This window comes from Methylobacterium sp. J-118 (genome assembly GCF_057836565.1).
In genome coordinates, this window is record NZ_JBYQFA010000001.1 from 2,343,817 (window position 1) to 2,368,613 (window position 24,797).

At 68.7% G+C, this 24,797-nt stretch carries 25 protein-coding genes and 1 pseudogene; 5 read left to right on the forward strand and 21 right to left on the reverse strand.

The genetic code is table 11. From position 1 onward, the window contains the following. Positions 1-164 precede the first annotated feature (164 nt). Complete coding sequence (locus tag AC3IF3_RS11310) at positions 165-728, forward strand: class I SAM-dependent DNA methyltransferase (protein ID WP_243969839.1); 564 nt, start codon at positions 165-167, stop codon at positions 726-728. A gap of 15 nt (positions 729-743) precedes the next feature. On the opposite strand, the gene AC3IF3_RS11315 is transcribed toward AC3IF3_RS11310, so the two are convergent. The 6 genes and pseudogenes from AC3IF3_RS11315 to AC3IF3_RS11340 form a co-directional block, all read right to left on the reverse strand. Continuing rightward, a complete protein-coding gene (locus AC3IF3_RS11315) occupies positions 744-2,069 on the reverse strand; it encodes an APC family permease (protein ID WP_489231281.1) in 1,326 nt (441 codons plus the stop codon). Positions 2,070-2,369: 300 nt separating this feature from the next. Next, the gene (locus tag AC3IF3_RS11320) at positions 2,370-2,564 is read right to left on the reverse strand and encodes a hypothetical protein (RefSeq protein WP_489228794.1); all 195 of its coding nucleotides are present in this window, start codon (positions 2,562-2,564) and stop codon (positions 2,370-2,372) included. A 49-nt stretch (positions 2,565-2,613) separates the two neighbouring features. Further along, positions 2,614-4,022, reverse strand: a pseudogene (locus tag AC3IF3_RS11325) (amidase). Positions 4,023-4,123: 101 nt separating this feature from the next. Further along, positions 4,124-4,807 carry a type 1 glutamine amidotransferase domain-containing protein gene (locus tag AC3IF3_RS11330; protein WP_489228796.1) on the reverse strand — a complete coding sequence of 228 codons (684 nt, stop codon included), beginning with the start codon at positions 4,805-4,807 and terminating at the stop codon, positions 4,124-4,126. A gap of 92 nt (positions 4,808-4,899) precedes the next feature. Continuing rightward, entirely contained in the window at positions 4,900-5,130 is a 231-nt protein-coding gene (locus AC3IF3_RS11335; protein WP_489228797.1) for a hypothetical protein, read from the reverse strand. Between the two features lie 142 nt (positions 5,131-5,272). Continuing rightward, on the reverse strand, positions 5,273-5,893 hold the full coding sequence (locus AC3IF3_RS11340) for a TetR/AcrR family transcriptional regulator (RefSeq protein WP_489228799.1): 621 nt from the start codon (positions 5,891-5,893) through the stop codon (positions 5,273-5,275). A 1,180-nt stretch (positions 5,894-7,073) separates the two neighbouring features. On the opposite strand from AC3IF3_RS11340, the gene AC3IF3_RS11345 reads away from it, so the two are divergent. Together AC3IF3_RS11345 and AC3IF3_RS11350 are read left to right on the forward strand one after the other, a co-directional pair. Continuing rightward, the gene (locus AC3IF3_RS11345; RefSeq protein ID WP_489228801.1) at positions 7,074-8,255 is read left to right on the forward strand and encodes a DUF5681 domain-containing protein; all 1,182 of its coding nucleotides are present in this window, start codon (positions 7,074-7,076) and stop codon (positions 8,253-8,255) included. Further along, positions 8,248-9,720, forward strand: a complete 1,473-nt coding sequence (locus AC3IF3_RS11350) for a DNA modification methylase (RefSeq protein ID WP_279598450.1) — start codon at positions 8,248-8,250, stop codon at positions 9,718-9,720. The genes AC3IF3_RS11345 and AC3IF3_RS11350 overlap by 8 nt, the downstream gene beginning before the upstream one ends. A gap of 59 nt (positions 9,721-9,779) precedes the next feature. On the opposite strand, the gene AC3IF3_RS11355 is transcribed toward AC3IF3_RS11350, so the two are convergent. Together AC3IF3_RS11355 and AC3IF3_RS11360 are read right to left on the reverse strand one after the other, a co-directional pair. Continuing rightward, positions 9,780-10,076, reverse strand: coding sequence for a hypothetical protein (locus AC3IF3_RS11355; RefSeq protein ID WP_243969823.1), 297 nt, complete (start codon positions 10,074-10,076; stop codon positions 9,780-9,782). A 63-nt stretch (positions 10,077-10,139) separates the two neighbouring features. Further along, the gene (locus AC3IF3_RS11360) at positions 10,140-10,601 is read right to left on the reverse strand and encodes a hypothetical protein (RefSeq protein ID WP_489228802.1); all 462 of its coding nucleotides are present in this window, start codon (positions 10,599-10,601) and stop codon (positions 10,140-10,142) included. Here AC3IF3_RS11360 and AC3IF3_RS11365 point away from each other — a divergent pair. Continuing rightward, entirely contained in the window at positions 10,593-10,784 is a 192-nt protein-coding gene (locus tag AC3IF3_RS11365; protein ID WP_243969819.1) for a helix-turn-helix domain-containing protein, read from the forward strand. The two genes, AC3IF3_RS11360 and AC3IF3_RS11365, sit on opposite strands and share 9 nt — an antisense overlap. Positions 10,785-10,897: 113 nt before the next feature. On the opposite strand, the gene AC3IF3_RS11370 is transcribed toward AC3IF3_RS11365, so the two are convergent. The 8 genes from AC3IF3_RS11370 to AC3IF3_RS11405 form a co-directional block, all read right to left on the reverse strand. Further along, positions 10,898-11,581: a 3-oxoacid CoA-transferase subunit B gene (locus AC3IF3_RS11370; RefSeq protein ID WP_243969817.1), complete on the reverse strand. Its 684-nt coding sequence runs from the start codon at positions 11,579-11,581 to the stop codon at positions 10,898-10,900. Then, positions 11,578-12,243, reverse strand: coding sequence for a 3-oxoacid CoA-transferase subunit A (locus AC3IF3_RS11375; protein ID WP_243969816.1), 666 nt, complete (start codon positions 12,241-12,243; stop codon positions 11,578-11,580). The genes AC3IF3_RS11370 and AC3IF3_RS11375 overlap by 4 nt, the downstream gene beginning before the upstream one ends. After that, on the reverse strand, positions 12,240-13,439 hold the full coding sequence (locus AC3IF3_RS11380) for an acyl-CoA dehydrogenase family protein (protein WP_489228806.1): 1,200 nt from the start codon (positions 13,437-13,439) through the stop codon (positions 12,240-12,242). The genes AC3IF3_RS11375 and AC3IF3_RS11380 overlap by 4 nt, the downstream gene beginning before the upstream one ends. After that, complete coding sequence (locus AC3IF3_RS11385) at positions 13,432-15,021, reverse strand: ABC transporter substrate-binding protein (RefSeq protein WP_489228808.1); 1,590 nt, start codon at positions 15,019-15,021, stop codon at positions 13,432-13,434. The genes AC3IF3_RS11380 and AC3IF3_RS11385 overlap by 8 nt, the downstream gene beginning before the upstream one ends. Positions 15,022-15,034: 13 nt before the next feature. Further along, a complete protein-coding gene (locus AC3IF3_RS11390; protein ID WP_243969810.1) occupies positions 15,035-15,982 on the reverse strand; it encodes a PDR/VanB family oxidoreductase in 948 nt (315 codons plus the stop codon). Between the two features lie 4 nt (positions 15,983-15,986). Continuing rightward, entirely contained in the window at positions 15,987-16,556 is a 570-nt protein-coding gene (locus tag AC3IF3_RS11395; RefSeq protein WP_243969809.1) for an MOSC domain-containing protein, read from the reverse strand. Next, entirely contained in the window at positions 16,553-16,945 is a 393-nt protein-coding gene (locus AC3IF3_RS11400) for a Rid family detoxifying hydrolase (RefSeq protein WP_489228811.1), read from the reverse strand. The genes AC3IF3_RS11395 and AC3IF3_RS11400 overlap by 4 nt, the downstream gene beginning before the upstream one ends. 96 nt (positions 16,946-17,041) lie before the next feature. Then, a complete protein-coding gene (locus tag AC3IF3_RS11405; RefSeq protein WP_489228813.1) occupies positions 17,042-18,370 on the reverse strand; it encodes an MFS transporter in 1,329 nt (442 codons plus the stop codon). Between the two features lie 172 nt (positions 18,371-18,542). On the opposite strand from AC3IF3_RS11405, the gene AC3IF3_RS11410 reads away from it, so the two are divergent. Further along, positions 18,543-19,154, forward strand: a complete 612-nt coding sequence (locus AC3IF3_RS11410; RefSeq protein ID WP_489228815.1) for a helix-turn-helix domain-containing protein — start codon at positions 18,543-18,545, stop codon at positions 19,152-19,154. A 537-nt stretch (positions 19,155-19,691) separates the two neighbouring features. Here the strand turns inward: AC3IF3_RS11410 and AC3IF3_RS11415 are convergent. From AC3IF3_RS11415 to AC3IF3_RS11435, 5 genes are all read right to left on the reverse strand, one after another. Continuing rightward, positions 19,692-21,218, reverse strand: coding sequence for a tripartite tricarboxylate transporter permease (locus AC3IF3_RS11415; protein ID WP_243972787.1), 1,527 nt, complete (start codon positions 21,216-21,218; stop codon positions 19,692-19,694). After that, positions 21,215-21,691: a tripartite tricarboxylate transporter TctB family protein gene (locus AC3IF3_RS11420; RefSeq protein ID WP_243972786.1), complete on the reverse strand. Its 477-nt coding sequence runs from the start codon at positions 21,689-21,691 to the stop codon at positions 21,215-21,217. The genes AC3IF3_RS11415 and AC3IF3_RS11420 overlap by 4 nt, the downstream gene beginning before the upstream one ends. A gap of 87 nt (positions 21,692-21,778) precedes the next feature. Further along, a complete protein-coding gene (locus AC3IF3_RS11425) occupies positions 21,779-22,918 on the reverse strand; it encodes a mandelate racemase/muconate lactonizing enzyme family protein (protein WP_489216460.1) in 1,140 nt (379 codons plus the stop codon). 8 nt (positions 22,919-22,926) lie between these two features. Next, positions 22,927-23,901 (reverse strand): NAD(P)-dependent oxidoreductase, encoded by a 975-nt coding sequence (locus tag AC3IF3_RS11430; protein ID WP_243972784.1) that lies wholly within the window; start codon positions 23,899-23,901, stop codon positions 22,927-22,929. Beyond that, positions 23,898-24,794 carry a fumarylacetoacetate hydrolase family protein gene (locus tag AC3IF3_RS11435; protein ID WP_489228817.1) on the reverse strand — a complete coding sequence of 299 codons (897 nt, stop codon included), beginning with the start codon at positions 24,792-24,794 and terminating at the stop codon, positions 23,898-23,900. The genes AC3IF3_RS11430 and AC3IF3_RS11435 overlap by 4 nt, the downstream gene beginning before the upstream one ends. Between the last annotated feature and the right edge of the window lie 3 nt (positions 24,795-24,797).

Here is a 24,797-nt window from a genome sequence, read left to right on the forward strand (position 1 = left end):
AGCGACCGTCACGCCGCCGCCTGCTGCGCTCCGGGAGCGCCATCGTCACGGGCATGATGCTCGGGACGCGCTGGGCGGAGGGCGCCGAGACAGGCCCGGGCGCGCCGGACGGAACCCAGACCGGCCGTCGATCGACGACCCTGGATCCCGACTACTTCAAGGGCATGTACGCCACCGAAACCGACCCCTGGCACTTCGCCACCAGCCCCTACGAGCGCGACAAGTACGCGGCGACGCTCGCGAGCCTGCCGCGGTCCCATTACACGTCCGGTCTGGATGTGGGCTGCTCGATCGGCGTGTTTACCCACCAGCTCTGCACCCGGTGCGACGCGCTGATCGGACTCGATGTCGTGCCGTCAGTGCTGGAGGCGGCCCGGGCACGCTGCGCCGATTGCCCGAACGTGCACTTCATGCTGGCCGCCGTGCCCGGCACGTGGCCGGACGGGCGGTTCGACCTGATCGTGATCTCGGAGGTCGCCTACTATCTCGACCGCGCCGATCTCGCCCGCCTCGTCGCGCGGGTCGCGGGCGCCTTGCTGCCCGGCGGCGACATCGTGCTGGTTCACTGGCTCGGCGTCACCCACTATCCGCTCTCCGGCGACGAGGCCGCCGAAGGCTTCATCGCGGGCGCGCGCGGCTTCGCGCAGGTGCTGACCCAGTCGCGAACCGCCGAATACCGGCTCGATGTGCTGCGGGGGCTCGCGTCCGGAGCGCCCCCCGTCCGCTGACCGCAGGCCGCCGCGTCAGCGCTGTGACCGGTCCGCCGCGTTCCGCGCCCGCGCGGTCGTGACGCCGTACAGCAGGAGGCCGGCCAGCATCATGAGGAGGCCCGCCAGCGACTGGAGGGGCCGGACGGCCACGAGGTGGACCAGCATGAACAGGGTGACGGCGAGGAAGATCAACGGCGTGACCGGATAGCCCCAGGCCCGGCAGGGCCGCGGCAGGTCGGGCCGGGTGATGCGCAGCTTGATCAGCCCGAGCACGGTCAGGAACGCGCAGACGGTCAGGCCGAACTGGATGAAATCGAGCACCGCCTCGAAGCTCCGGGTGAGGAGCAGGAGGCTGGCGATGCCGGCCTGGAGGAGGATCGCGGCCACCGGCGCGCCGGTACGGGAGCGGCGCGCGAACAGACGCAGCAGCGGCACGTCCTCGCCCATCGCCACCGTGACGCTCGGGCCGATCCACATCAGCGCGCCGAGGCTCGGGATCAGGCCGGCGCAGATCAGGGCGCCGACGAGGCGGCCGCCCGTCTCGCCGAAGACGTGCCGCCCCGCGATCAGGGCGACATCGACCTGTCCGGCGAGTTCGGCCAGCGGCGTCGTGTAGAGGAACACCGCGTTCAGCGCGACGTAGAGCACGACCACGAGGCCCGTCCCGACGAACAGCGCCCGGGGCAGGCTGTAGGGCGGATCGGCCAGGTCGCCGACGATGTAGGTCGCCGCGTTCCAGCCCGAGTAGGCGTACATCACGAACACGAGGCTCACGGCGAAGCCGGCGCTGAAGATCTGCCCCGGGTCGAAGACGCGCGGCGTGAAGCTGATCGGCTGGTCGCCGCCGGTGGCGAAGCCCGCGACGATGAACGCCACGATCAGCGCGAGCTTCAGCAGGGTGAAGCCGACCTGGATGGCCTCGCCGCGGCGCCCCCCGCGCAATCGGATGGCCGTGACGGCCCACAGGACCGCGAGGCCGAGGGGGAGCGGCGGCACCCCCGGCAGGATCGCCTCGGCGTATTGCCCGAACGCCATCGCGGCCAGCGCCACCGGCGCACTGAACCCGACCGTGGCCGAGAGCCAGCCCGCCATGAACCCGATTGCCGGACCGTAGGCCCGTGTGAGGAGATTGTACTCGCCGCTCGAGCGGGGAAACATCGCGGCGAGTTCGGCGTAGCTGAACGCCCCGCACAGCGCGACGATGCCGCCGATGAACCACAGCAGCAGCAGCGCGAAGCCGGACTGGATGTCGCTCACCTGGAACCCGAGGCTGGTGAAGACGCCGATGCCGACCATGTCGGCAACCACGAGCGCCGTCGCCGCCAGGGTCGAGACGGCCGGTGGGGGGCCGGACGTCATCGGATCGCCGGTCACGAGCGTCTCCGCCGAGGCCTGTGCGCGTTCATCGCAAGCGCTCCGTGGGCCCGTTGCGGATCGGGCTGGCCAAGCCTTCGCGGAGGACGGCAGAGGTTCCGAGCCGCGACGTCGCCCGCCTGTCCCAGGGACGGCGATGGATCGGAGGCGATGAACCGGCATCTCTGACGATATGCGATTGGTCTATCCCCGGCCGCGAGGCCGGAAAACCATTTTTCCGCCGTCGAGGTCGAAACGCATCGGACGTCCGGATCCGAAACGGTGGGAGACGGGGCGAACCGCGATTCAGGCGACCCGGCCGCGCGTCTCACGCAAGGCGTCGGGGCGTGATCCGAGCCACGCATCCGCCTGACCCGGCTCCGGCAGCACGGTGCCGAATTCCAGGACAGGGTGGGCCGGGATGTCGGAGATGTCGACCCAGACGTCCTGATCCGAGATGCCGAGGATCGCGCTCGTCTCCGCCATGATGCGTTCGAGCATCCTGGCCTTCTGCGCCCGGGTCCGGCCCGCCCGGTGCCCTGCGAACCGCCTACAGGCTCGGATGAAGGTCGCGGACCGGGCTGACCGCTTCCAGCAGCGCGGCGGCGTGCAGGATCGTCGCCTCCGCCTGCCAGCGACCCACCACCTGTACGTTGATCGGCAACCCCTCGCGGCTCGTCCCGAACCGCATCGACAGGCCCGGCAGGCCCGTCACGTTCAGCGGCACGGTCGCACCCTGGAGGAAGGTCAGGTCGACCGTCTCCCCGTTGACGACAAGCTCCTGGAGGCCGTGCTTGTGCGCCGGGACCGGTAGCACGGGCGTCAGCAGCAGGTCGTAATCCCGGAAGTAGGCGGCGTATCCGTCGCGGAGCCGTTCCGCGGCTGCTCCGCCGCGATGTAATCCGCCATGGACGTGTCGGGCAGCGCCAGCATGGTCCTGGCCATCCTGTAGATCTCGTCCGGGCTGCGCCCGGCGGTCGCCTCCCGGAATGCCGGTTTCATCTCCATGACGTGGAGCTTGTTGAACACGTCCAGGGCGGAGTCGCGCTCCAGAGCCGGGATGCGCACGGCGTCCACGACGCAGCCCGCGCCCTCGAGGGCTTCGGCCGCCGCCCGGACGGTCGCTGCGACCTGCGTGTCGATGGGTCCGAAGCCGGGCTCGACCAGCCAGCCGACCCGGAGCGGACGGTCGGGCACGGCTGCCGAACTCGCGTTGAACGGGCCGGCGCTCGACGCGAAGCCGTCCTCGCCATCGGGGCCGGAGAGCAGCGAGAAGGCCAGCGCGAGGTCGCGGATCGAGCGTGCCATGGGACCGACGTGCCAGAAGCGCCGGGGCGCCCGCGGCCAGATCCCGGTCATCGGCACGCGCCCGTGGGTCGCCTTGAGCGAGACGATGCCGGTCTGCGCGGCCGGCCCCCGGATCGAGATGGCGAGGTCGGTGCCGAGGCCCAGCGGCGACATGCCCGCCGCGATGGCCGCCGACTCGCCGCCGCTCGAGCCCCCCGGCGTGCGCGAAAGGTCCCAGGGGTTGTTCGACCGGCCCGAGAGCAGGTTGTCGCTCTCGATCCAGTAGGAGAACTCCGGCAGGTTGGTCTTGGCGAGCAGGATGCCGCCGGCCTTCTTCAGGCGGGCGACGCTCGTCGCGTCGGTATCCGGCCGGCGCCCCTTGAAGATGGGTGAGCCGCGCTGGGTGAGGACGCCTGCCGTATCGATGGAATCCTTCACGGTGAACGGGACGCCGTGCAGGGGGCCGAGCGCCTCGCCCGCCAAGACGGCCGCCTCGGCCTCCCGTGCGGCGGCGAGCGCGCCGTCGGCGACGGTGACGATGGCATTGACCTTGGGGTCGACCGCCCGGATGCGGTCGAGGTGGGCCCGCACGACTTCGACGGGCGAGAGGTGCCGTGTGCGGATCAGATCGGCGAGCCGGGTCGCGTCCGAGAAGACGATGTCGGTGGTCATGGGCTGAGATCCTTCGAGACCGCTGATGCGGGTGGATCGCCGTGGCTTGGCCGGGCGACGATCCTGGGCGATGATGTGCGAGGACGACGCGGGGGCTGCCCTCAGCGGTTCGCGAGGCGTGCGACCAGACGCTCGGCGGCGGGTCCGGACGAGGCAGGGTTCTGGCCGGTGATGAGCAGGCCGTCGGTGACGACGTACGGCTCCCAGTCGGCGGCCTTGGCGTACGTGCCGCCGTTGCGCTTGAGTTCGTCCTCGACCCGGAACGGAACGACCCGGGTGAGGCCGACGGCCTCCTCTTCCGTGTTCGCGAAACCGGTGACGTTCCGGCCCTCGACGAGGGGCTTCCCATCAGGCGTCTTGGCATGGCGCAGGACGCCGGGGGCATGACAGACCAGGGCCAGGGGCTTGCCGGCCCCGAGTGTCGTCTCGATCAGCTCGATCGAGGCGGGGTCCTCGGCGAGATCCCAGAGGGGGCCGTGCCCGCCAGGATAGAAGACGGCGTCGAAGCCCGCGTGGCTGACGGCATCGAGCCGCGCCGTATCGGCCAGCACCGCCATGGCCGCCGCGTCCGCTTCGAAGCGGCGTGTCGTATCGGTCTGAAAGTTCGGCTCGGCGCTCTTCGGATCGAGCGGCGGGCGGCCGCCCTTGGGCGACACCAGGACCACCTCCGCACCCGCATCCTTGAACACGTAATAGGGGGCCGCCAGCTCCTCCAGCCAGAAGCCGGTCTTCCGGCCGGTGTCGCCGAGCTGGTCGTGCGAGGTCAGTACCATCAGGATCTTCATCGTCGGTCTCCGGGGTCTCTTGCTTCGGTGGCAGGGGGGTCGAGGCGCCGGGCCTGCGTGCAGGGCGCCGGCGTGGGGATGGCGGATCGGCGCTATCGCGCCCTCGTGGTGCGTCCCGCGGCTTGGTCGCGCGCCGACGTCGCATTCGCAGGCTGGCGTTCCAGGTCCGCCCCGCGGACCTCCTCGACCCTGGCCATGCGGACGGCGCCGATGGTCTCCGGGGTGATGCGCTCCTGAGCCGACGCGCTCGGCGTGCCCAGGAGTGCCACCAGGCCGGCGGCTGCGAGGGAGGCGGCGGCGAACGTCTTCGTGCGGTGAGACATGGTTCTCTCCTTTCCGATCCTGTCCCCCGCCGGCCCGGGGGACGTGATGGCTGACGTCTAGAGTAGACCGGTCGTCTTAGTTTCGGGCCACTTCGGCGTCGTATCGCCAACGCCGAGGGGTCGATCAGTTCGAAGGGGTCGATCAGTTCGACGGGGTCGATCCGTTCGAAGCGAGCCCGAGGATGCGCCGGGTCGTTCCCATGGCGGCCTCGAACGGCGCGTCGGTCCGCACGATCTTCGCCATCAGGCTCGCACCGAGCCAGACGTGATACAGATCCTCTGCAGCCGTGTGCGGCTCACTCTCGACCTTGAGCGAACCTTCCGCCACGCCGGCAGCGATCGCCCGCGACACGCGGTCGATGATGCCGGCGGTGCCGCCCTTGAGGGCGAGGCGCATCGTTTCGGAGAGGTCCGAGACCTCCGCCGCGAGCTTCACGGCCAGGCACTTGCGCTGATAGTCGATGTTCCCCTGTGTCGCCTGCCACTTCCGCCAATAGTTCATCAGGCGTTCGGCATGGCTCAGCCCCGGCTCGGCGAGCGTCGTATCGAGATCGGCGAGATAGCTTTCGAAGTAATCTGCCAAAAGGGCCTCGCCGAAGGCCTCCTTCGAGCCGAAATAGTGGTAGAACGACCCCTTCGGCACACCGGCAGAGGTCAGGATCTCGTTCAGCCCGACCCCGGAGAACCCCTTCGCGCCCACGAGGCCGTAGGCGGTGTCGAGGATATCCTGCCGGGTGTCGGTGTGTGCGGTGGCGCGTGTCATGAGGACCAGATAGACTCGATTAGACCGGTCGTCTAGAGGGGTGCGCATTTTTTTTGCCGGAGGGGTCTCGCGGTACGCCCAACCGGCTCCGAGGCCTCACGCGCGCCAGCCGCCATGCCCGAGCCGATCGCGGGGTGAATGCCGACCGCGCGGGGACGAGGACCTCGTTGAGGCTGGTCACCGCGAATGCGGTACCGGCGCCGCGGAGACCTTCGGCGTCGGCCGAGGGCTCCCGCCTCCGACAGGTATGGTAGCCTGCTTCCGAGACGCCGGGCTCGCGGGCCATGACGGCGATGGGACAGGTGCCCGGTCGGCGCTCATGAACCAAAAGATACGGATCAGGGCCTCACGTTCGGCGGCCGTGAGGGTCTCGGTCCTTGCCCCCCGGCGATCCTCGTTCTGGTCAGCCTCCGCGCCCCAGTTCCGGAGGGCCCGAGCCGAAGCTTCGAACCCACGGGCTAGGTCTGCGGGGTCACGTCCGGCGCGGACCCGTTCGACGATCCGACGACGCAACGCAGCGGGATAGGGCGGACGTGGGTGGGGCATCGGTGGCACCCCGTGGGAAAGCCTGAAGGGCTCCACGAGAGCGGGTCCACATCAGCGACGCAAGGTCGCTCGCAGCCGCTCGATCGCCGCTGAGCACCGAACGCTATGGTCCACCAGGAAGGCCTGGTGGTGCGGGCAGTCAGGCTCGAACCGGTCTCTGGTTTGCGCGCGTTCACGCACGGATCTGTCAGCTTCCGAGCAGGGACCTTTCAAGCATCGAGCAGGGATTTCTTACGCAGCTGGCACGGATCTCTTTGCCGACGCCCAGAGACGCATCCGAAATCAAGGGAATGATTGACGTCGCGACGGCGATGAACCCACGCATCGCGTCGCCGTCGCCTCGGAGCGCGCCACGCCGGAGCCGATCTAACGGGCGGTGGTCGGCACTGAAGCAGCTCTGAGCTATTCCGCGAACTCAGCCAAAGATCAGATTGGACCTATCACTCAGCCAAAAAACGAGCACAGGGTATATTGGTTGAGGATGAGCTATGACGATGTCAGCCTTCGACCCGTCTTCGGGATTTTTAGATTGACAACTCTGAGAACTGTCGGCGATAAAGCTTTCCAACGGAGCAAGCGCCGGGATGCCCGGGGCACTTTCCTTACCGCCTGACCCGCACGCGATCCCGCGTGCGTGCTGGCGCAGATGGAGAGCGCCCAGATGGCCCGTACCGCGTTCAAGAACAAACGCCGACGCCAGGAAGCCGCAGCCGAGATCGAGCGCCTCGGCTTCAACAGCCCGATCAACCATATCCGGAAGGCGACCTTCGGTCTGATCGAGGTTCGGGAGAACGGTAGCGTCAAGAGGAGGTTTCTCCTCGACGTCTACTTCGATAAAACGAGCGAGGATGCGGCGCGCGGCGTGATCGGCGCCATACGTCAACAGACATGGCTGACCAAATTCCTCATCGACAAGGGTATTTTACACGCTTCCAAAGTGGAAAATCTAGACATCGCGGCCACAAAACTGCGGTTGGCCCGTGACGCGCTGCTCTGCGATCACGCTCATCTGCAAGCGGCGCATATCTGCTGCAGGATCCTGCCGGAGATTCAGCGGGCGTACGAGGCCCACTATCCAAGCAGCCGTCCGATCCGAACGCTCGTGCCCTTCGAGTGGAAGCCGGAGGTCGACGCCATCAGGCCCGGAGTCGAACGCGCCGCGGCGCGGCGGATGGCGGCGCAGCGGCGTCGGGCCGGGGGATCCGAGGTTGGCTACCGCAAGCCGCCGGTGCACACGCGCTGGCGACCCGGCCAAAGCGGCAACCCTTCGGGCGCGGCGCGGGCCACCGGTGATCCCTGGGACGCCCACCGCAAGGCCATGATGAAGCTCATCGGCGTCTCGTCCGGCGGACGCACGCGCAAGGCGACGGCGATCGCCGTGGCGGTCCGGCAGCTGTTCACCGCGGCGATGCACGGCGTGTGCGGGGCACACCAGCAGGTGAGGGAGCTCCTGATCATGCTGGAGGGGCTCGGCCTTCTCTCGCCGCCGCCCAAGGCGCGACGTCGGCCCCGCCTCACGGTCGGCCAGAAGGCGGATTTGGCAGCTCGGCAGAAGCACGCGTGGAGGCTCCTGCTGCCGACGGTCAAGGCTCGGTTGCTCGAGGAACACCAGCGGGTCTACGGGCCGATCCCGCCGTTCGAGACGACGCTGGAGCGCCAGCTCGCGGATCGACCGATCGCGTCGGCGCCGCCCGCACGGATCAGGACGCGCTCGCGCCCGCCGGCCCCCGCCGTGACCGCGCCAGCGGTCCATCCGCCGCCGTCCCTGCCGCGCGTCCGAACACGGTCCCGCCTGGGAGGACAGAGCGATGACTAGGAACCTGAAGGCCGCCCTGCTGAAGCGGGATGCCGAGCGCAGGGCCCGAAGGAAGCAGCCGGCTTCCGTCCCCAGCCTCACAACGCCGCATCGTAACGATCTCATGCCGAACCTGTGCTTGGTCCGGCGTGATCCCGCGAACCTTCGCCCTGCGGAGCGGAAGATCCATAAGCTCGATGAGACGCATGTGGCGCAGATCGCGGCCTGCATCGCGACCGTGGGGTTCGTTGATCCCGTCTTGATCGATACGGATGACAGGATTCTCGACGGGGTCAGTCGGGTCGAAGCGGCCAAGCGCCTCGGCCTCGAAACCATCCCGTGCGTGCTGGTGGAGATCACGACGCCGGAGCAATGGGAGCTCATTAGGCTCGGCGTGAACGTGCTCTCCGAGAAGGCGACCTACGACCTCGCGTCCATCGAGGTCATCCTGCGTGAGCTGGTGGTCGCGGGGGCGCCGATCGAGGTCGTCGGGATCGACACCGTGCTGATCGACGCGATCCGGCTCGGGGATGAGGACGATGAACCCGACCCGGCCGATCTCGTGCCGAACCCAGCCGCGATCGGCGTGACGCGACAGGGCGATGTCTTCAGCTGCGGCGATCACCGGGTCGTCTGCGGCGACGCGCGCGAGGCGGCCGACTGGCTGGGTAAGCTCGCGGTTGGACCGGTGCGCCTTGTGCTGACCGATATACCCTACAACGTGGCTATCGCCGGACATGTGACGCGCGGCGATCATCGCGAGTTCGCGATGGCGAGCGGCGAGATGAGCGACGAGCAGTTCGCCCGCTTCAACGACGCTTGGATGAGCCAGGCTGCGGAGTGTCTCGTCGATGGCGGGCTGCTGGCGACCTTCATCGACTGGCGGGGGTTGAGCGCGGTCGACCGCGCCGCAGGTCGCCTCGGGTTGGAACAGCTGAACCTCATCGTCTGGGGCAAGACCAACGCCGGGATGGGCGGCCTGTACCGGTCGCAGCACGAGCTGATGCCGCTGTTTAAAAAAGGACACGCACCCCACCGCAACAACGTGAAGCTCGGGCAGAACGGACGCTGGCGCACGAATCTCTGGACCTATCCCGGCGCTTCGACGGCTGGATCCGACGCACGGCGGGGTCTCGCCGATCACCCAACGGTGAAGCCCGTGGCGATGCTGAAGGATGCGCTGCTCGACGTAACCGATCGCAGTGAGACCGTGCTCGATCCCTTCCTTGGGTCCGGCTCGACCTTGATCGCTGCCGAGCTGACGGGTCGGCGCTGCGTCGGGATCGAGATCGACCCGCTCTATGTCGATCTCATCATCCGGCGTTTCGAGGACACGACGAAGACCGAGGCCGTCCATCTGCAGAGCGGCGAGACCTTCGCCGCGCTCGCGTCCCGTCGTGAATCCGAACCGGCCCCGGTTCGGTCGGGGAGCGCAGCGAGTGATGGGCGTCGCGTCGGCCGATCTCGGCCAGCCCGCGGGTCATGACCCGCTCCCGACTCTCGGGTGGCGCGAGGCTGCTCATGAGGGCGTCGGCTCCAGCGTCGCTACGCGTTCGTCGCTGAGGCGCCGGCGCGCAGCGTGTCAACGAACCAGTCCATCGCTTCGAGGAAGCTGGCGGTGGCCTCGGGGGTGAGCGGTGCGAGCGGGATGGTCTTGCGCTTAGATACCGCGTCCAGTGGCAATCGGATGCCCGGCACCGCGTTCAGCCGGTCGAGCAGCGTCTGCCGCAGCCCGAGATCGTCGAACACCGGCTTGCCGAGCATATACCCGAAGTACACCGCCATCGTGCCGTCGCTGAACATCCGCAGCGCCGGGATGGCGACCCCGTCCTTCTCGAACACCGCGCCCAGCGCGCCGAACGTGGGATTGGCATTGAAGGCGACGCGGTCCGCCCGACGGTGGATTCAGGCGACGATCGCCCGGGCGGTGGCGAGCACCGCCGCGTTGCCGCACGCGGCGATCTCCGCCATCACGCTCGCTTCGTCCCAGGCCCGTTTGGGCAACGCCGCGCGGCCCGGGCCGCCCTTGCGGTCTTTGGCCGCCTCAGAGCGCTCGAGCACAATCGGCACCAGCGTCTTCAGCCCCTGGCCCTCGTACTGGCGCAGCTCGACTGCCAGCACCTCGGCCGGCTGCATTTGCCGGTTGAGGAACTCGACGACGCGACGCAGCTCTGGTGGCACACGATCGGCGACGAACAAGAGCCGCACCCGCCCGGCCTGAAGGTTCGTGCGCACGCCCTCCCAGAACGCCTCCGGATCGGCCTCCGGTCCGATCAGATCTCCCAGCACAACGCCGGGATCGCGGCCCTCGGCCTCGCAGCGCACTGCGAATACTGCCCGTAAGGTATCGAGCGGCCAGTGCAGCACCAGCTCGCCCAGCGGCTGGGCAGCCCTCAATCGTTCGTGGCCAAGTACGAAGGCGGAGAGCGTCGCCTAGACCTCGTCGAGTTCATCGCCATCGCCCGTGCGGTCGAAGCCGACCCACTCAAGCTGTTCGCTCGGCTGCTCGATCCGGACGGTATGAAAGTGGCGGGCGATACCGTGCCATGACGGCTGACCCGACCCTACCGGCTACTCGGCGCAGAAACCGGACCTTCGGCTTTGCGCCCATATCAGCCGTTCAGTCCGCTTGGGGCTCGTCTACAAAGCGGCCAATGCCGGGATTAGCGCGCCCTTTGATCGAGGATGCGAGCATCGATCCGGTTTGTATCGGAGAAGATGAGGCGCGTCGCGGTGCGGGCTTGAAGTTCGTCCGGCTCGATACCCGTCAGGAGTTCGCGGACAGACAGCCCATCGGGCGTGACGTCGAGGACGGCAAGATCCGTAAAGATGCGGTCGACTACGGCTGGTGCCGTGAGCGGGTAGCTGCAGCAATCCACGAGCTTAGGCTGGCCGTCCCGCGTCGTGTGCTCCATCATCACCCAGATCGACTTGGCGCCACAGGCGAGATCCATCGCGCCACCGACGCCGGGAACATCACCGGGCTTGCCCGTCCACCAGTTCGCGAGATCGCCCCGGGCCGACACTTCGAAGGCGCCGAGCACCGCTACATCCAAATGGCCGCCGCGCATGAGGCCGAAGGAGAGAGCGACGTCGAGGTAGCTGCCGCCCGGAAGGACCGTGACCGGCCGTTTGCTGGCGTCGATGCTGTCGTGATCTGCCGCGCCGCTGTCCGGTAAGGCGGCGAAGTTGATGATCCCGTTCTCGCTGTGCAGGACGATGTCCTGGGCTGGCTCCACATAGCGACTGACGAGGCCAGGCAGGCCGATTCCGAGATTGACGACGGCCCCATGTGGGAGGGCCCGTGCGACGCGGCGGGCGATGTCGTCGCGGCTGAGTGGCGTCATACGCGAAGCCTCTGCTGAACGATCCGATCGACGAGGATGCCGGGCGTGATCACGGCCTCTGGATCAATGCCGCCGACGTCCACGATCTCGCTCGCCTCGGCCACGACCATGCGGGCGGCCGTAGCCATGACCGGCGCGAAGTTGCGCGCGGTCTTGTTGTAGGTGAGGTTGCCCATCAAATCGGCCTGCCGCGCCCGGATCAGGGCGAAGTCGGCAGTCAATGGCACCTCCAGCACATAGTCGCGTTCCCCGATCGTGCGGACCTCCTTGCCCGCCGCGAGGAGTGTCCCTACCGAGACCGGGGAGAAGTAGCCGCCGAGCCCGGCCCCGGCGCAGCGCATGCGCTCGACGAGGGTCCCCTGCGGTACCAGCTCCAGATCGACCTTGCCTTGACGGTAGAGCGCGACGAAGGTCGGCGAGGTGCGCGGATAGCTGCAGATCACCTTGCGCACGAGGCCTGCGCTCAGCCAGTCGCTGATGTCCCCCGTGTGGAAGCCGGCGTTATTGGCGATTACGGTGAGGTCGCGCGGCCCGCGTTCAAGCACGGCCGCGACTAGGCCGATGGGGACGCCCGCGTCTCCGAAACCGCCGACCATCACCGTGTGGCCAGTCTCGATTCCCTCGACCGCCTCATGAAATCCGGCCGCGCGCTTGTCGATCATCGCGGCGCCTCCGGGTTCGGTCGACCACCTCGACGCCGGGCCAAGTCCGCGCCGATCCTGTCACGCATCATCTCGGTGGTCCCATCGACGTAGGCCACGATTCGCGCCGCAGCGAGGTGGCGGCCGAACGGCAGGTCGGCGCGCAGCCCGACGCCTCCCATCGCCTGCATGCAGGCGGCCACGCCCGAGAGCGCCATATCGGCGGAAAACCGCTTGGCGTGCGCCGCCGCGAGCGTAGCATCGGCGCCCGCGGCAATCCGCTGCGCGGCGCTGTAGGTCAGAGCACGCGCCGCCTCCAGGCCGGTGGCGACGTCGGCGAGGCTCCAGCGCAAGCCTTGGTGCTCGATGAGCGGGCGACCGAAGCTGTGCCGAACCCGCCCGTGGTCTACAGCACGCGCTAGACTATCGGTGACGATGCCGCAGGCCATGGCGGAGACGTGGATACGCGCACCGGTGATGCCTGTCAGCGCCCGCTTGAACGCCTGCCCGGGTGGCGCGAACAGGTCGTCGTCGGCCACGAATACGCCGTCGAGCACGATCGTCGCAGCACCGATCGCGTGGCCGCCGATCAGCGGAACGTCGGCCACGCGCGAGACGCCATCCGCGTGCAGCTCGACCAGAAAGCTGGCGATCCCAGCTGCCCCGCTGCCGGGCTCGGTCTGCGCGTAGACCAGGGCGAGATCGGCGTGCGCGCCGTTCGTGACCCAAGCCTTGGTTCCGTGCAGGCGCCAGCCCCCGGCCGCCCGCTCCGCCCGCGTCGCGATCGCTGAGAAATCGCTGCCTGCACCCGGTTCGCTCAGGGAAACCGCGGCGATCCGCTCGCCGCAGATAAGGCTCGGTAGGTGACGCCGGACCTGGCTCTCCGAGCCCTCGCGTTCGATCCGCGTCGCCATCCCCTGTGCGAGGTTCAGCGCGAAGGTGCTTGGCAGGCAGGTCCGAGCCATAGCTTCGGCGAGGCCGATCTTGCACAGGTAGCCGAGACCGGATCCTCCACGTTGGCGGGAGACCTCAAGCCCTATTAGGCCGGCTTCAGCATAGGCCCGGAAGACCGGGCGCGACAGCGCTGAGCCGGCGTGCTCCCAGGCGGCGGCGTGCGGAGCGATCTCGGACAGCGCCAGTGCGCGGCCACGCCGGACCGCCTCGCGCTCCTGAGCCGACAACAGTAGCCCATCGGCCTCCATCGGATCCTCAGCCACGGCGCACATTCCAGAAGATCGCGAACCCGTCGACGAGGTCCTTGATGTTCGAGCGATAGGCCGTCGGCGCGAAGAACTGGCCGAGTGGGACGTAGGGTACGCTCACGAAAGCCGCGCGCTGGATCGCAGCGGCGAGGGCCTTCTGCTCGGCAAGATCCCCGGCCAAGAACCAGCGATCCCGCAGCTCCTCGATTTTAGGGTCGCTCGGCCAGCCGAACCATGCCTGCGCCCCGTTGGTACGCAGAGCGAGGTGACCGGCCGGATCGGCGAGATCCGCACCCTCGTAGTTCGTGCAGAACGCGCTCCACCCGCCCTTGTCCACTGGGTCGCGCTTGTAGCGACGCTGCTGCACCGTGCCCCAGTCGAGGGACTGGTAATCGACGTTCAGCCCGATCTTCTGCAACGTCTCGGCGGCGACATCCGACATCGCCTTCAGAGCAGGGAAGTCGCTGGATACGATCAGCGCGACGGGCTCGCCTTTGTAGCCGGCCTCGACGATCGCCCGCTTGGCGGCCGCGAGGTTGCGTGGGCCGGTCACCACCTCCATCCCCGCAGCGGAGGCGAGCGGGGTATCCGGGCAGAAGAAGCCGACGCCGTCCCGCCACAGGCTCCGGTCGTCGCCCGCCACCGCCTGCATGAACTCCGACTGGTCGAAAGCCGCGAGTACGGCGCGGCGGATCCTCGGATTGTCGAAGGGCGGCTGCAGATGGTTCATCCGGAAGACGCCGATCAGGCCCTTCGGATCGAGGATCTTCACGCCTACGCCCGGGCTCGATCTCAGCATCGGCAGCAGGTCGATCACGGGGTAATCGATCCAATCGACTTCGCCGGCCCGAAGCGCCGATGCCGCCGTGCCCGGATCGGACATCGTGATCCACTCGACGCGGTCGAAATGCACACGCTTCGGCCCCGCGGTACGCGAGACCGTGCCGTCGTCCCGGGGCTTGTAGGGGGCAAACCGCTCGTAGACGTTGCGTGCTCCGGGCACTCGCTCGTCGGGGCGGTAACGGAACGGTCCTGAACCGATGATCTCCGTGATCTGCTTGGACGGGCCGACGGTCGCCAACCGCTCTGGCATCATCGCCGGAAAGAAGGCGGCGGACTTGCCGAGCGCGTGGGGCAGGAAGGGAAACGGCGCCTTCAACCGGAACACGATGGTGCGGTCGTCCGGCGCTGCGAGCTCGTCGGTGGCGGCCATCAGCGCCTGGCCGAAGGCATCCTTCGCCCCCCACCGACGGATGCTGGCGACGCAGTCGCGCGCCAGCACGCGCTCTCCGTCGTGCCACAGGAGACTATCACGCAGGGTGAGGCGCCAGAGGCGTCCGTCGGCCTCGATCCGGTGACCCGCCACCATCTGCGGGCTCGGCTCGAAATTGGAATCCTGGCCGTAGAGCGTGTCGTAAACCATGAACGCGTGGTTGCGCGTGATGATCGCCGAACTCCAGATCGGGTCGAGCACGCCGAGATCCGTGCGCGGCACGAAGCGTAGAGTCTTCGCGTCTGCCCCCAGAGCCAACCGCGGCGCGGCGAGCACAGCGGCAGCGCCTGCGATCAGGGTGCGACGCGTGGGGCTCGACGTCATCGGCAGCCGACCCTCAGAGTTCGAGCGTGACGTTTACCCGGGCGCGGGAGACGCAGGGCATCATCCGGTCCTGGCGCTTGGCGACCGGCAGCACGACGTCGCGGTGGATCACGGTGCCGTCCCGGTATCCGCACTCGCAGGAGCCACACACGCCGATCTCGCAGGACGAGGGCATCGCAAAGCCGTGACGGCGCAGGATGTCGAGCAGCGAGACATCCGCGGGAACGTGAACGACCGCCCCTGTCGAGGCGATCAGCGCGTCGAAGGGTTCCGGTTTGTAGTTCTCGTCGGCCATCGGCGCGAAGTGCTCGACATGCACCTGCTCTACCGGCCAGCCGGCGGTTTCCAGCGTGACCTGTACGGCATCGGTGAGCCTTTGAGGCCCACAGGCATAGATATGAACGCCGTCCTCCGGCGCACCGAGCGCCGCGGGGTCGAAGCGCGAACCTTCCGAGGAGAACCAGCAGCGGAGCCGGTCGCCGCAGAGCGCCTGCAACTCGGCCAACAGCGGGGCATTCTCGGCGGAACGGGCGCACAGATGAATGACGAAATCGGCACCGCGCGCGGCGAGATACCAGGCCATGGCGGCGAGCGGCGTCACACCGATTCCGCCGCCGATCAGGACGTGGCGCCGTGCCTCGACGGCCACGCCGAAGTTGTTGCGCGGATGGGACACGTGCGCGACGGCGCCCGGGGTGAGGTTGTCATGCGTCCACAGCGAGCCGCCACGGCCCGCATCCTCGCGCTTGATCGCCATGACGTACCGGCTCCGATCAGCCGGATCGCCACACAGCGAGTACTGGCGCGTGCGCCCGTCCGGCAGACGAAGGTCGACATGCGCGCCGGGTTCCCAAGCAGGCAGTTCGGGACGCTGTGGGTGGGCGAAGGTCAGCCGCACCACCTCCGGCGTAGTGGCGACGGCCTCTACGACCGTCAGCCTCATGACGATGCGGGCGGACATGGCCTCAATCCAACAGGGTGATCGGGTCGCCCGGGCGGATGATCCCGCCGCGCTCGATCCCGCAATTCAGGCCGGAGCGATTGTAGAGCGGCAGGTAGACCGGCTGCCCCAGCAGTTCCTCTAGATACTTGCATGGGAAGTTCAGGCGACCGCCGCGCAGGATCACCTCACCGACCTGGAATCTGCGGCCGACGAGATGATTGAGCGGTACGCCGCGCACGGTGAGATTCCGGCGGTGATCGACGGGCGAGAGATGGATCGGGCCGCCCTGAAGCGGCGGATCGTTGCGCGCGAGAGCATCGAGCGCCTCCTGCTCGATGAGTGTCACCTCGCGAGTGTCCGGCTTGGGCGAGTAGGTCCCTGTCCCGAGAAAGTAGCGATCGCCCTCGATGCCGCGGCCAGCGACGCAGTAGGCCTCGGCCAACTCCTCCATCTCGTAGCTCGCCGCCGGCGCAATGTGGATGTTGAGCAGCGTCCCGTGCCAGCCGGTCGCCCCTCCGGGCACGCCGGTCGCCACCGAGCCGGCCGCGTGCGCGAAGGCTTCGACATGGCGGGGTGCGGATGTCGCGCTCATCGCGCCGGCCCCGTCGCCAGCGCGATCGCCTCGACTTCGACCAGCGCGTCGCGGGGCAGGCGCGCGACCTCGACTGTCGAGCGCGCCGGCGCCGCGCCGGGGAAGTGTTCGGCATAAACCGCGTTCATCGCGGTGAAATCGTTCATGTCCTTCAGGAACACGGTGGTCTTGGCGACGCTCGCGAGGCTGGCACCTCCAGCTTCCAGCACGGCTGCGAGGTTAGCCAGCGAGCGGCGCGTCTGCGCCTCTATGCCCTCCGGAAATGCCCCGGTTTCCGGATCGATCGGCAGTTGTCCCGAAGCGAAGACGAAGTCGCCGACGCGAGTCGCCTGGGCGTATGGGCCGACGGCCGGAGCCGCCGCTTTCGTGGCGATGATGATCCTGTCCAAATCCGTCTTCCTATTGCGTCAGGCGTCCGACATAATTCCATTGTAGTGGACGCACGTCCACTGGTTAAAGCGTGTTTTTCGACTGTGCAGGACCGTTCAGTCGATCCGCCGCCGCGCTGTTTCCGGTGCCGCGAAAGTCGCCACGAGCGTCACGCACGCGAGCGCGATCAGGTAGGCCGAGATCGGCCACGTCGCGCCGCCGCTCCAGGCGAGCAGGGCGGCGGCGATCAGCGGCGTGAAGCCGCCGCTCAGCGCCGCGCCGACCTGGAAACCCAGCGAGGCGCCGCTGTAGCGCAGGCGGGCATCGAACAGTTCGGACATCCACGCGGCCCCGGTCCCGAACATGATGCCCTGCCCGAAGCTCAGGGCCACCGCGACGGTCAGGGTGATGATCGTCGGGTCGCGGGTATCGAGGAGCCGGAACATCGGGAACGCGAAGGCGATCGAGAACAGGCAGGCGGCGATGAACAGCGTCCTGCGCCCGTAGCGATCGGACAGCCAGCCGAAGACCGGGATCGTGAAGAGCTCGATGATGGCGGCGACCAGGATGCCGTTCAGGATCACCCCCCGCGACAGGCCGAGCTGGCCGGTGACGTAGGAGATCGAGAACACGGTGACGACGCTCACATAGGCGATCTCGGAGACCTTCAGGCCGACGGCCTTCAGGAACATGCCGGGATGCTCGGTGAGGATCTCCATCACCGGCAGCCGCGCCGTCACCGCCCGTTCCTTGATGCGCCGGAACGCCGGGGTCTCGTGAAGCCGCAGGCGGATGAACAGGCCGACCCCGACCAGGGGCGCGCTCGCCAGGAACGGGATGCGCCAGCCCCAGGCCTGGAACGCCGCCTCGGGCATCAGGCCGGTCAGCGCGAACGCGCCGATCGAGAGGATCACGCCGATGGGATAGCCGAGCTGGACGATGCTCCCGAAGAACCCGCGCCGGTCCGCCGGCACGCTCTCCACCACCATCAGCACGGCTCCGCCCCACTCGCCGCCGATGCCGATCCCCTGGACGAGGCGCAGGGCCACGAGGAGGATCGGCGCGAGGAGGCCGATCTGCCCGTAGGTCGGCAGGCACCCGATCAGGAAGGTGCCGAGCCCCATGATCATCAGGGTCAGCGACAGCATGGCCTTCCGGCCGATCCTGTCGCCGAAATGGCCGAAGACCGCCCCGCCCAGCGGCCGGGCGAGGAACCCGACGGCATAGGAGCCGAACGCCGCGATCGTGCCGACCGCGGGGTCGATGCTGGGAAAGAACAGCTTGTTGAAGACGAGCGCGCTGGCCGTGCCGTAGATCAGGAAATCGTACCATTCGACGGTGGTGCCGATGACGCTCGACCAGACGATCTGGCGCCTGTCCGCGTGCGTCACCGCGCCCGGCTCGGCGATCCGTGTCGCATCCAACGGCGCTGCGGCGTTGGGCATGGGGGGCATCCACTTTGCAGGAGGAATTTCCACTCCGTCTCATACAAGCGGCGTGCCAATTGCGGGCTCCGGTCGCGGGGGCGCTCCCACGCGACCTATGCTAAGCACCCGACCGATCAGCCCCGGGCGCTCAGGGATGACGCGTCAGCCGGAGGGCCAGGACGAAACGCGAATGACGGTCACGACAGAGGTACGGCGGGTTCAGATCGAGGCCGAGGCCCGCTCCCAGATTCAGGTGCTTGCCGAGGAGATCCGGCGTCGGCGGAAGAAGCGCGATCTCTCCCTCGAGGCCTTGGCGGCCGTGTCGGGGGTCAGCCGCTCGATGATCTCGAAGATCGAGCGCGGCGAGGCCGTGCCGTCGACGGCGGTCCTGTCGCGCCTCGCCGAAGCACTGGGCGTGACCTTCTCCCGGCTGATGGCTCCAGCCACAGAACTGGAGGTGCTGCTGATCCCAGCCTCCCGCCAGCCGGTGCTGCGCGACGAGGCTTCGGGCTTCCTGCGCCGATGCCTCTCTCCGGTGCTGCCCGGGCGCGGGATCGACTGGGTCCTCAACACGCTTCCGCCGGGTGCCACCACAGGAGAGTTCGTCGCCCACCGCCGCGGCGTGTCAGAGTACATCTTCGTACTGAAGGGGCGCCTGCGCGCCACGATCGGCGACCGCGCGGTGGTCGTCGAGGAGGGCGATAGCCTGTATTTCGAGGCCGATGCCGGACACGCTTTCACCAATCTCGGGACGGACGCGTGTCAGTATTTCCTGGTCATCGACGCGACACGGCTACGGTGAGCCTCCGCAGGCGTGATTCGGCTTCGATCGATTGGAGCGTGGCTGAGACGACAGGGGACCGCCACACGGCAATCGGAGACGACACCGACGTCCGGTCTACTGCCAGTCTGGCCCAAAAGTGGCTAGACTGAAATTCATCAGCTCCGACCGGCTGCTTGGCGCCCATCCCGGTCATTCAGCCGACGAGCGCATTCGCCCCGAAGCGGACGCTGAGACAAGCCGGCAAAGCCGCTTGCCCCCGCTGGGACCATCCTCATCTTGAGCGGCCGATCTGTTTTTGAAGCAAAGCGAGCCGAAGACGGCCGGATCAAACCAGGCCTTGCCGCGAACGAATGGCACCCACCGGGATGGGCTGGTGTGCGCGGGCCGAGCTCTCCGATCGTTCACGACCTCGGGCAGCCACCTGTAACCCACCCATTGCGCCCGCATCACGCGCGGCCCGCAATCGGCCGATGCGGCGCGCGAAGCGCGTGCGAACATACGCGGACCATGTCGAGGTTCAGGGCGATACCGCTCCCCCAGTCAACTTTATAAGGCTCAGCCTTCCATCACGACGGGGCCATCGGGCACCAACGCTCCCCGGCGTCGCCAGCGCAGAAAGAGCTGTCCGAGGATCAGGATGGCGCAGACGGCGAGGAAGGCGGCGCTGATCGGGCGCTCGACGAACACCGTCAGGTCGCCCTGCGACAGCAGCATGGCGCGCCTGAAGTTCTCCTCGAAGCGCGGACCGAGCACGAAGCCGAGGAGGATCGGGGCCGGGTGGAAGCCGAGGATCAGCAGGAGATAACCGAAGATCCCGATCACCAGCGTCTCGCCAACTTGGAACAGGCTGCTGCTGGTCGAGTAGACACCGATGCACACAAAGAACAGCGCGCTCGGATAGAGGTAGCGGTAGGGGATCGTCAGCAGCTTCACCCAGATGCCGATCAGGGGGACGTTGAGCCCCATCAGGAGAATATTTCCGACCCAGAAGCTCGCGATCAGCCCCCAGAAGATGTCCGGGTGCTGCGAGATCAGGAGCGGCCCCGGCGTGATGCCCTGGATGGTCAGGGCGGCGAGCAGCAGCGCCATCACCGCGTCGCCCGGGATGCCGAGGCTCATAGTCGGGATGAAGTCGCCCTGGACCGAGGAGTGCGTCGCGGTCTCGGGCGCTGCCACGCCCTCGATCGCGCCCCGCCCGAAGCGCTCAGGAGTACGCGAAATCTTCTTCTCGGCCGCGTAGGCGACGAACGAGGCGATGGTCGGGCCGGTGCCCGGGATGAGCGAGCACAGGCTGCCGATCAGCGTGCCGCGCAGGATCGGCAGGGCGGAGCGCTTCAGGTCCGCTCCGCTCGGCCGCATGTCGCGCAGGCGCACGCTCGCGCCTCCGCGCAGCGGCTCGACCTTGTTCACGCTCTTGAGGAACTCCGCGATCCCGAACAGGCCGAGCGCGAGGGCGACGATCTCGATCCCGTCGGCGAGCTCGGGCAGGCCAAAGGTGAAACGCTCGTAGCCCGACGTGACGTCGGTGCCGAAGATGCCGAGCAGGAGGCCGAGCGTCGTCATGGCGATGCCCTTCAGCGCCGAGCCGCGGGCCAGCGTCGAGCCGGCGAGCAGCCCGAGCAACATCAGCGAGCACACGTCGGCGGGCCCGAACTTCAGCGCCGCCCGCACGAGGAGGGGCGCGAAGAAGATCATCATCACGATGCCGAACGAGGCGCCGCAGAAGCCGCCCAGCATCGTGATTCCCAGCGCCGTGCCGCCCTTGCCCTGCTTGGTCAGGGGATAGCCGTCGAGACAGGTCACCGCGTGCGGCGGATGGCAGGGCAGGTTGAGCAGGATCGAGCAGATCGCGCCCCCGTACTGCGCCCCGTAGAAGATGCCCGACAGCATCAGGATCGCGGCCACCGGCGGCATGGCGAAGGTGAGCGGCAGCAGGATCGAGATCGCCGCCATCACGCCCATCCCGGGCAGCACGCCGACGATGTTGCCGAGCAGGACCCCGACGAAGCAGGCCAGGAAATTGGTCGGCTGGAGGGCGACCCCGAAGCCCTGGGCGAGGTCGGTGAGCGCCGTGCCGATCATGACTGTCCCCAGGCGAGCGGCGGCAGCTGGATGTGCAGGCCGTAGTAGAACAGGGCGCAGCCGAGCGCCGCGATCAGGGTCGCGAGGAGGCAGGCGCCGCGCACCGTCGTGGTGCGGTCGCCCATCGCCGCGATGAAGACGCAGGCGAACGTCGCCGGGAACAGGCCGGCGGTCCGGGCGAGCAGGAGGAAGGCGAGCATCCCGCCGATGATGCAGGCCCAGCCGCGCCATTCGGGTCGGCTGAGGTCGACGCGGTCGTGGTCGTGCGTGTCGGCGGTCGTCGCCTCCGACAGCCCGATCCCGAGGCCGCAGGCCACGAGGATGACGCCCATGGCCAGCGGGAAGGCACCCGGCCCGATCGCCGCCAGCGTGCCGAGGCCGTACGTCGCTGATTCCACGATGGCGCCGAGGCCGATCAGCGCGGTCAGGACGCCGGCGTAGCGCTCCCTGTGCCGCTGGATCGAGTGAAGCACGCGTCCCTCCGGTCGTTTTGGCTTTTCTGTTTTTGACTCGTGCGACGGCCCCGGGCGTAACGGGGCCGCTCGGTCCCTCAGGGACGATCAGACGTAGCAGGGGCCGTCGATCAGCGGATTGGCGGCGAGGAAGCGCTCGTCGACCTCGACGCCGAGGCCCGGGCTGTCCGGCGGGCACACTCTGCCCTCGGCGTCGAGCCGATAGGGCAGACCGACCACGTCGTCGCGGAAGGGGTTGTGCCGGGCCACGTCCCCCTCGAAGTAGCCGGGGTTGTCGACGGCCGCGAGGAGGTGGAGCGTCGCCACCATGTTGATGCCGGTGGCCGAGGTGTGCGGATTGACCGAGATCTTCCACGCGGAGGCCAGCGCGGCGATCCGCATCGTCTCGGTGATGCCGCCGGTCTTCGACAGGTCGGGCTGGACGAAACCGAGATAACCGGCCTGCAGCGCCTGCACGAACTCGTAGCGGGTGAAGTGGTTCTCGCCGGCCGCGAGCGGGACGGTGCCGAGCCGCGCCGCCTCGCCGTAGCTGTAGGCGTCGTGGGGTGGGAACGGCTCCTCCAGCCACGCGACCCCCGCCGCCTCGAACGCCGGCATCACCCGGCGGACGTCGTCGACCGTGTAGCCGGTGTTGGCGTCGACCAGGACCTCGACATCGGCGCCCAAAGCCTCGCGCACCGCCTCGACCCGGGCGATGTCGCGCCGGGGGCTGTCGCCGACGCGCAGCTTCAACGCCCGGTAGCCGGCGGAGACGTGGGCGCGCGCCTCATCGGCCAGGGAGGCCGGCTCCTGCCATCCGAGGGAGATGCCGCCGGCATAGGCCGGAACCGCGCGGCGGCCACCCCCGAGCAGCCGGTAGATCGGCCATCCGGCCGCCTTGCCGCGGATGTCCCACAGGGCGATGTCGAGGCCCGACAACGCCATCGCGGCGGCCGCGCCCATGCCGTGGCTGGCGAGTTGCATCCGGTAGACCCGTGCCCAGACGCCGTTGACGTCGAGGGGATCCATGCCGAGGACGAGTTCGGACAGGGTCGTGTCGATGAGCTTGGCGATGGCGCCCGGGCAGCGCCCGTGATGGGCCTCGCCCCAACCGACGAGGCCTTCGTCGGTCTCGACCTTCACGAGCACGGCGTCGCGCTTGACTGCGCGGCCGATGCCGAGCCGGACGTTCTGACCTTCGGGGACCCGGAATGATATCGGGACGGACTGGATGCGGGTGATGCGCATGGGTTCTCTCAGACGGACAGGGTCTCGGGCAGGATTTCGGGGTTCACGAGGTTGCGCGGTCGCTCGCCGCGCAGGATGCGCAGCATCTCCTCGACGGCGCCGACGCTCATCGCGCGTGAACTGGTCTGCGTGATGCCGGCCACGTGCGGGGTGAGCAGCAGGTTCGGACAGGCCAGGAGCAGGTGGTCGGGGGGCAGCGGCTGCACGTCGAACACGTCCAGCGCCGCACCGGCGAGCGCGCCCGCGTGCAGGGCGGTGGCGAGCGCGGCCGCGTCGACCACCGGGCCGCGGGCGACGTTGATGAGCACGGCGCCCGACCGCATCCGGCCGATCAGCGCCGCATCGACGAGGCCGCAGGTCGCCTCGGTGAGCGGGCAGGCGACCACCACCGCGTCGCTCTGCGCGAACAGCGTCTCCAGGTCGACCGCCTGGACGAAGCCGCCGAGCGTCGCGCCTCTGCGGGAGGCCCCGAGCACGCGCATGCCGAAGCCGTGATGGGCGATCCGCGCGACGCGGCCGCCGATCTCGCCGAGGCCGAGCACTCCGAGGGTGCTGCCACCGATCTCAGCGAGGCCGTCGGCGATCGGCCGCACGGCGCCCCATCCCTCTGCGCGCAGGCCGCCGTCGAGGCACCAGACCTGGCGGCGCAGGTGGAACAGCGCCGCGAACACGTACTCGGCCACGGCCTGCGTGTTGCTGCCGGGCAGGTTGGCGACCGGGATGCCGCGCACGGTCGCCGCCGCGACGGGGATCATGTCGAGGCCGACGCCGTGACGGACGATGCCGCGCAGCCGTGGGGCGTGATCAAGGATGTCGTTGGGCAGCTTGACCCGCACGATGAGCCCTTCGGCGTCAGCGACGAGCGCCCGCAGGGTCGCGGGGCTTGGGTCGGGCGCGGTGACAGGACGGGCGTGGGCCGCCAGCATCGCCTCCGCCTCCGGATGGATCGGGTTGGTCAGCAGGACCACGGGGCGTTCGCTCATCGGACTTCCCCTGCGATGACCGGGCTGATCAGGCTGCCCAGACCCTCGACCCACGCGGTCATCGTCGAGCCGGGCCGGATCCAGGCCGGCGGTTGGCGCAGGGCCGCGATCCCCGCCGGCGTGCCGGTGGCGATCACGTCGCCCGGCTCCAGCACCGTCTGCCCCGACAGGTGAGCGACGAGGTCGGCCACAGAGAACAGCATCCGGGCCGTGGTGGAGTCCTGCAGGCTCACCCCGTCGATCGACAGGCCGATCCGCAGCGCCTGCGGATCGGGGACCTCGTCGCTGGTCGCGAGATAAGGACCGAACGGGCCGAAGGTCGCGATGTTCTTGCCCGGGCCGAAGCCCTCGCGGCGGATCAATTCGCTGGCGCTGACGTCGTTGAACACGCCGTAGGCGCAGACATGGGCCGGCGCGTCCTGCGCGGCGACGTGGTCGGCGCGACTGCCGATCACCGCGGCGATCTCGGCCTCGTAGGTGCTGCCGCCGATACCCGGCGGCAGCACCACAGGCTCGCCCGGCCCGATCACCGTCCACGGCTCCTTCATGAAGAGGAACGGCTCGGTCGGATGGGGCGCGCCGCGCTCGGCCAGCGCGTCCACGTAGTTGTGGGCGATCCCGAAGATCCGGCCGGGCTTGGGCAGCGGCGCGCGCAGGCGCACCGACCGCAGCGGGAGGCGCGCCGCTTCGGGAATGGCGTGATCGCGCAGGCGCACGGCGGCGTCCACGAGGCCAGAGCGGATCAGGTCGAGGACCTGCGGCGGGCAGCCGGCAAGCGCCGGCTGCAGGGCGGGGTGGGCGAGATCGACGACCGTGTCGTCCGGCCCGCTGGCGTCGCCCAGCAGGATACCCGCCCGCTCCGCACCGCCGCTCGTGAAGGTGACGAAACGCATCGC

Coding starts and splice junctions, on each gene's coding strand:
- AC3IF3_RS11395 (WP_243969809.1), bottom strand. CDS start 16,556: ATGAGCGCGACATCCGCACCCCGCCATGTCGAAGCCTTCGCGCACGCG.
- AC3IF3_RS11385 (WP_489228808.1), bottom strand. CDS start 15,021: ATGACGTCGAGCCCCACGCGTCGCACCCTGATCGCAGGCGCTGCCGCT.
- AC3IF3_RS11310 (WP_243969839.1), top strand. CDS start 165: ATGTACGCCACCGAAACCGACCCCTGGCACTTCGCCACCAGCCCCTAC.
- AC3IF3_RS11405 (WP_489228813.1), bottom strand. CDS start 18,370: ATGCCCAACGCCGCAGCGCCGTTGGATGCGACACGGATCGCCGAGCCG.
- AC3IF3_RS11415 (WP_243972787.1), bottom strand. CDS start 21,218: ATGATCGGCACGGCGCTCACCGACCTCGCCCAGGGCTTCGGGGTCGCC.
- AC3IF3_RS11390 (WP_243969810.1), bottom strand. CDS start 15,982: ATGTCCGCCCGCATCGTCATGAGGCTGACGGTCGTAGAGGCCGTCGCC.
- AC3IF3_RS11350 (WP_279598450.1), top strand. CDS start 8,248: ATGACTAGGAACCTGAAGGCCGCCCTGCTGAAGCGGGATGCCGAGCGC.
- AC3IF3_RS11410 (WP_489228815.1), top strand. CDS start 18,543: ATGACGGTCACGACAGAGGTACGGCGGGTTCAGATCGAGGCCGAGGCC.
- AC3IF3_RS11315 (WP_489231281.1), bottom strand. CDS start 2,069: ATGACGTCCGGCCCCCCACCGGCCGTCTCGACCCTGGCGGCGACGGCG.
- AC3IF3_RS11370 (WP_243969817.1), bottom strand. CDS start 11,581: ATGACGCCACTCAGCCGCGACGACATCGCCCGCCGCGTCGCACGGGCC.
- AC3IF3_RS11330 (WP_489228796.1), bottom strand. CDS start 4,807: ATGAAGATCCTGATGGTACTGACCTCGCACGACCAGCTCGGCGACACC.
- AC3IF3_RS11340 (WP_489228799.1), bottom strand. CDS start 5,893: ATGACACGCGCCACCGCACACACCGACACCCGGCAGGATATCCTCGAC.
- AC3IF3_RS11435 (WP_489228817.1), bottom strand. CDS start 24,794: ATGCGTTTCGTCACCTTCACGAGCGGCGGTGCGGAGCGGGCGGGTATC.
- AC3IF3_RS11375 (WP_243969816.1), bottom strand. CDS start 12,243: ATGATCGACAAGCGCGCGGCCGGATTTCATGAGGCGGTCGAGGGAATC.
- AC3IF3_RS11425 (WP_489216460.1), bottom strand. CDS start 22,918: ATGCGCATCACCCGCATCCAGTCCGTCCCGATATCATTCCGGGTCCCC.
- AC3IF3_RS11430 (WP_243972784.1), bottom strand. CDS start 23,901: ATGAGCGAACGCCCCGTGGTCCTGCTGACCAACCCGATCCATCCGGAG.
- AC3IF3_RS11320 (WP_489228794.1), bottom strand. CDS start 2,564: ATGCTCGAACGCATCATGGCGGAGACGAGCGCGATCCTCGGCATCTCG.
- AC3IF3_RS11335 (WP_489228797.1), bottom strand. CDS start 5,130: ATGTCTCACCGCACGAAGACGTTCGCCGCCGCCTCCCTCGCAGCCGCC.